5 protein-coding genes are annotated in these 4,626 nt (G+C 62.3%); 4 read left to right on the top strand and 1 reads right to left on the bottom strand.

The window, feature by feature from the left end:
- The first annotated feature begins 65 nt into the window (after positions 1–65).
- The gene (gene xylB / locus EN749_RS31020) at positions 66–1,520 is read left to right on the top strand and encodes a xylulokinase (RefSeq protein ID WP_127808247.1); all 1,455 of its coding nucleotides are present in this window, start codon (positions 66–68) and stop codon (positions 1,518–1,520) included.
- Positions 1,521–1,717: 197 nt separating this feature from the next.
- Here xylB and EN749_RS31010 read toward each other — a convergent pair whose 3' ends face one another.
- On the bottom strand, positions 1,718–2,080 hold the full coding sequence (locus EN749_RS31010; RefSeq protein WP_127269938.1) for a nuclear transport factor 2 family protein: 363 nt from the start codon (positions 2,078–2,080) through the stop codon (positions 1,718–1,720).
- Between the two features lie 112 nt (positions 2,081–2,192).
- Between EN749_RS31010 and xylA the strand changes: the two genes are divergently transcribed.
- The 3 genes from xylA (at position 2,193) to EN749_RS30995 (ending at position 4,625) form a co-directional block, all read left to right on the top strand.
- Positions 2,193–3,518, top strand: coding sequence for a xylose isomerase (gene xylA / locus EN749_RS31005; protein WP_127328551.1), 1,326 nt, complete (start codon positions 2,193–2,195; stop codon positions 3,516–3,518).
- A 248-nt stretch (positions 3,519–3,766) separates the two neighbouring features.
- A complete protein-coding gene (locus EN749_RS31000; RefSeq protein ID WP_164873729.1) occupies positions 3,767–4,261 on the top strand; it encodes an N-acetyltransferase in 495 nt (164 codons plus the stop codon).
- A 160-nt stretch (positions 4,262–4,421) separates the two neighbouring features.
- The gene (locus EN749_RS30995; RefSeq protein WP_127398055.1) at positions 4,422–4,625 is read left to right on the top strand and encodes a hypothetical protein; all 204 of its coding nucleotides are present in this window, start codon (positions 4,422–4,424) and stop codon (positions 4,623–4,625) included.
- The last annotated feature ends 1 nt before the right edge of the window (position 4,626 follow it).

The following is a 4,626-nucleotide window of genomic DNA, read 5'->3' as shown; positions in this document are numbered from 1 at the left end:
TTTAAAAACTGGCCAAGCCAGATTTTTTCGAGACCCGAAAAAATTAACTGGCGTGGGAGGAAGACATGTATCTGGGCCTCGATCTCGGGACGTCGGGCGTCAAGGCGCTGCTGATCGTTGCCGGGCAAACCGTCGTCGGTTCCGGCCATGGTTCGCTTGATGTTTCACGGCCGCATCCCGGCTGGTCGGAACAGAATCCCGAGCACTGGATCCGGGCTTGCGAAGACGCAATCGCCGAGCTCAAATCCTCCCATCCGGATGAACTCGCGGCAGTCAAGGGCATTGGCCTGTCCGGGCAGATGCATGGCGCCACGCTGCTCGACGCCGCCGACAAGGTGCTGCGTCCCTGCATCCTGTGGAACGACACGCGCAGCCATGCCGAGGCGGCTGTCCTCGATGCCGATCCGCGCTTCCGCGCTCTGACCGGCAACATCGTCTTTCCCGGTTTCACCGCGCCGAAACTTGCCTGGGTGAAAAACAACGAACCCGCTCTCTTCGCCAAGGTCGCAAAAGTGCTGCTGCCCAAGGATTTCCTGCGGCTCTGGCTTTCGGGCGAACACATTTCGGAGATGTCGGATTCTGCCGGTACCTCCTGGCTCGATGTCGGCAACCGGCGCTGGAGTACGGACCTGCTCGCAGCGACGTCGCTCGACGAGGAGCAGATGCCGTCGCTGGTCGAGGGTACGCACAAGGCAGGCGCACTGCGCAGTGAATTGGCCTCGAAATGGGGCGTCCAGGCCGGCATTCCAATCGCCGGCGGCGCCGGCGACAATGCGGCCTCGGCCTGCGGCATGGGCACGGTCGGCGCCGGCCACGCTTTCGTCTCGCTCGGCACATCGGGCGTGCTGTTTGCCGCCAACGCTTCCTACCTGCCCAACCCGGCTAGCGCGGTTCACACCTTCTGCCACGCCCTGCCGAACACCTGGCACCAGATGGGGGTCATCCTGTCGGCAACGGATTCGCTCAATTGGCTGTCCGAAATCACCGGGAAGAGCGCCGGCGAATTGACCGCTGAACTCGGCGACACATTGGAGGCGCCCAGCGGCGTGTCCTTCCTGCCTTATCTCTCGGGTGAGCGCACACCCTACAATGATGCCGCCATTCGCGGCGCGTTCGCCGGGCTGGCGCATGAATCGAGCCGTGCCGTGCTGACCCAGGCCGTGCTGGAGGGTGTGGCCTTTGCCTTCCGCGACAGCCTCGACGCCCTGGCGAAGGCCGGCACGAGTTTGACGCGGGTGACGGCGATCGGCGGCGGTTCCCGCTCGCGCTACTGGCTGAAGGCGATTGCCACCGCGCTTCAACTGCCTGTCGACATTCCCGCCGACGGCGACTTCGGCGCCGCCTTTGGCGCCGCACGGCTCGGCCTGATCGCTGCGACTGGTGCCGATCCCCTGGAAGTCTGTACGGCACCGAGGACGGATGCCACGATCGAACCGGACGCGGCGCTTGGCGGCGTCTATGCCGATGCCTATCAGCGCTACCGGGAGCTGTACCCGGCGATCAGGGCTGTAACCGCGTGATTCAGTGCGAGGCGCCCCCCTCTGCCCTGCCGGGCATCTCCCCCTCTAGGGGGGAGATCGGCAGCGTTGACGGCTTTACTCGTCTTGCAAGGTTGATAATTAGCGATGGCGGGAAAGACAGCCAATCTCCCCCCTTGAGGGGGAGATGGCCGGCAGGCCAGAGGGGGGCGCTTCGCACCCGCCTCGCCCAGAAGTCCTTACTGCGCAGGCACCTTGTCGAGAAAGCCGGTGACGCTCTTCAGGCGGCCGTTCTCGATGATTCCGATGTCGGTACCTTCGATCACCGATGGCGTCCCCTCAGGCCCGAGATTCCACGAGAAGCGGATCTTGTCGGCAAAACCGTCCGGCGTGCCCTTCAGCGAGAACCGGAAGCCGGCAAAGCGCTGCTGCACGCCGTCGATCAGAGCCGCGACGCCTTCATGGCCGTCGCCCTGCATGAGCGGATCACGATAGCTGACGTCTTCCGTGAAGGTCGCCTTGAGCAATTCGGTCCGGCGGACGGCATCGCTTTCGTTCCAGGCGGTGATGTAGTTTTCAGCGATCTTGGTGAGGTCGGTCATGGTCTGTCTCCTTCATTTGACGGTTTTGACATGACCCTTTTCAACCGGCGCTGGCCTGAAACCAATTACGCCTGAGGTAATGGCGGCAGAACTTTGTGAGAGGACAGAAATCATGAGCAGCGGATTTTTCGGCGACATCAAGAAAATCAAATATGAAGGGCCGGATTCGACCAATCCGCTGGCCTATAGGTTCTACAATCCCGACGAGCTCGTCGCCGGCAAACGGCTGGAAGACCATCTGCGCTTCGCCGTCGCCTACTGGCACTCCTTTGCCTGGCCGGGCGGCGATCCGTTCGGCGGCCAGACCTTCGACCGGCCGTGGTTCCCCAAGGCAGGTGGCACCGACACGATGGAGCTGGCAAAGCTGAAAGCGGACGTCGCCTTCGAGATGTTCTCGCTGCTCGGCGCGCCCTATTTCTGCTTCCACGACGCCGATGTGCGGCCGGAAGGCAAGGATTTTTCCGAAAGTGCCGCGCGCCTCGACGAGATCGCCGATTACTTCGCGGGGAAGATGAAGCAGACCGGCGTCAAGCTGCTTTGGGGCACCGCCAATCTGTTCTCCAATCGCCGCTTCATGTCGGGGGCGGCCACCAATCCCGATCCGGATGTCTTTGCCTACGCAGCGGCGACGGTAAAAAGCTGCATCGACGTCACCAAGCGGCTGAAGGGCGAAAACTACGTGCTGTGGGGCGGGCGCGAAGGCTATGAGACGCTGCTCAACACCGACCTCGCGCGCGAGCAGGAACAGGCCGGCCGGTTCCTCAGCATGGTCGTCGACTACAAGCACAAAATCGGCTTCAAGGGCGCGATCCTGATCGAGCCGAAGCCGCAGGAGCCGACCAAGCATCAGTATGATTACGATGTCGCCACGGTCTACGGCTTCCTCAAGCGCTTCGGGCTGGAGAAGGAGGTCAAGGTCAATATCGAGCAGGGCCACGCCATCCTGGCCGGCCATTCCTTCGAGCACGAACTGGCTCTGGCCAATGCGCTCGGCATTTTCGGTTCGATCGATATGAACCGCAACGACTATCAGTCGGGATGGGACACCGACCAGTTCCCCAACAACGTGCCGGAAATGGCACTGGCCTACTACCAGGTCCTGCAGGCCGGCGGCTTCAAGACCGGCGGCACCAATTTCGACGCCAAGCTGCGCCGCCAGTCGCTCGATCCGCAGGACCTGCTGATCGGCCATATCGGCGGCATGGACTCTTGCGCACGTGGCCTGAAAGCCGCGGCCCGCATGGTTGAGGACAAGGCGCTATCGGCGCCGCTGGCCGAACGTTATGCCGGCTGGAACACGGCCGAGGGCAAGGCGATGCTCGCCGGCAAGCGCACGCTTGAGGATATCGCCGAGCGTGTCGTCAAGAAGAAGATCGAGCCGCAGCCGAGGTCCGGCCGCCAGGAACTGCTGGAAAATATCGTCAACCGCTACGTGTAAGGCGCGCGCCGCTCCATCTCTGGACCGACATCCGGCACCACTGGATGAAAGCCGCCGCCATCGCTATCTGCTAGTCAGCCCACTTCGCGAGAGGCTGCCGAGGATCGCACAGATCTTCGGCAGCCAGCGTGAGATCAAGATGGCGTGTCGCCGAAAGAGAGCCCGTGCGGCAGCCTTTATTTTTATGCATGTCGTCATCCCAAAACCGCTGGCACTTTTGGGCGACATGCATTGGCGGGAGACGGAAAATGGCAGAGGATCGAATCATCGTGCGCCCGGCGCAGGCGAGCGATATTCCGGCGTTGAAGCAGGTGCTGCAGGAAACGTTCGAAGGCACATGGCTGCCGAACATCACCGAAGCAGCGGCGCGGTGCTATGTCGAGACGGATATTGGCGGGCGCTATGTCGACCGGAGCTGGCCTGAGTTCGCCGTTGCCGAGATCGATGGCGAGGTCGCCGGCCTGATCCATTGGCGCGCGGATTTCATCGAGGCCCTGCACGTCATGGCATCCCGTCAAGGCCAAGGTGTCGGCCGCAAGCTGCTTTCCCATGCCGAACAGGCAATCGGCACCGCCGGGTTGGCGCAGGCGCGGCTGGAAACCGACACGTTCAACCTGCCGGCACAAGCCCTCTACAAGGCGGTCGGCTATGTCGAGAAAAACCGCTATCCAGACGACGAATGGGACAGTGGCTTTACCACGAGTGCTGTTCGAAAAGCGGCTGTAGATCTCTCCTTGACCTGACCTGCCAAGGCGCAGGAACAGCTTTGCGCATGGCCCGGTCCCGCGACACGGTTTTGCCCTTCGACGCCCTTCAATGACCTCGCTCTTGCCTTCAAACAGCCGTCACGAATCTCGTATAAGACTGGCTCGTGGCGGGAGAGGAAGAAGGAGGCGAACCGATATGCAGAACGAACGTGAAATCGACGCCCTGCTCTCACCTGGCGAGGCTGGATCGATCATCGACCGGCTGATGGCGATGCCGCGGAAAACGGACGACGCGAAGATTTCGAATGAATGGGATCGCGCCGTGGCCAGCCGCTTCGAGACCCGTCTGGCCAGACAGATGCGCTCGCAAATCGACGGCGACCGCCAGAACGCGGCCTGAT

The sequence above is a fragment of the Mesorhizobium sp. M7A.F.Ca.ET.027.02.1.1 genome (genome assembly GCF_004022985.1).
Lineage (GTDB): Bacteria > Pseudomonadota > Alphaproteobacteria > Rhizobiales > Rhizobiaceae > Mesorhizobium.
Note: the sequence above shows the minus strand (reverse complement) of the source record. Positions and strands in the feature narration are given on the sequence as shown.

What these genes read in the sequence shown, in the direction of transcription:
- xylB (WP_127808247.1), top strand. Translation starts at nt 66, where the DNA reads ATGTATCTGGGCCTCGATCTCGGGACGTCGGGCGTCAAGGCGCTGCTG.
- EN749_RS31010 (WP_127269938.1), bottom strand. Translation starts at nt 2,080, where the DNA reads ATGACCGACCTCACCAAGATCGCTGAAAACTACATCACCGCCTGGAAC.
- xylA (WP_127328551.1), top strand. Translation starts at nt 2,193, where the DNA reads ATGAGCAGCGGATTTTTCGGCGACATCAAGAAAATCAAATATGAAGGG.
- EN749_RS31000 (WP_164873729.1), top strand. Translation starts at nt 3,767, where the DNA reads ATGGCAGAGGATCGAATCATCGTGCGCCCGGCGCAGGCGAGCGATATT.
- EN749_RS30995 (WP_127398055.1), top strand. Translation starts at nt 4,422, where the DNA reads ATGCAGAACGAACGTGAAATCGACGCCCTGCTCTCACCTGGCGAGGCT.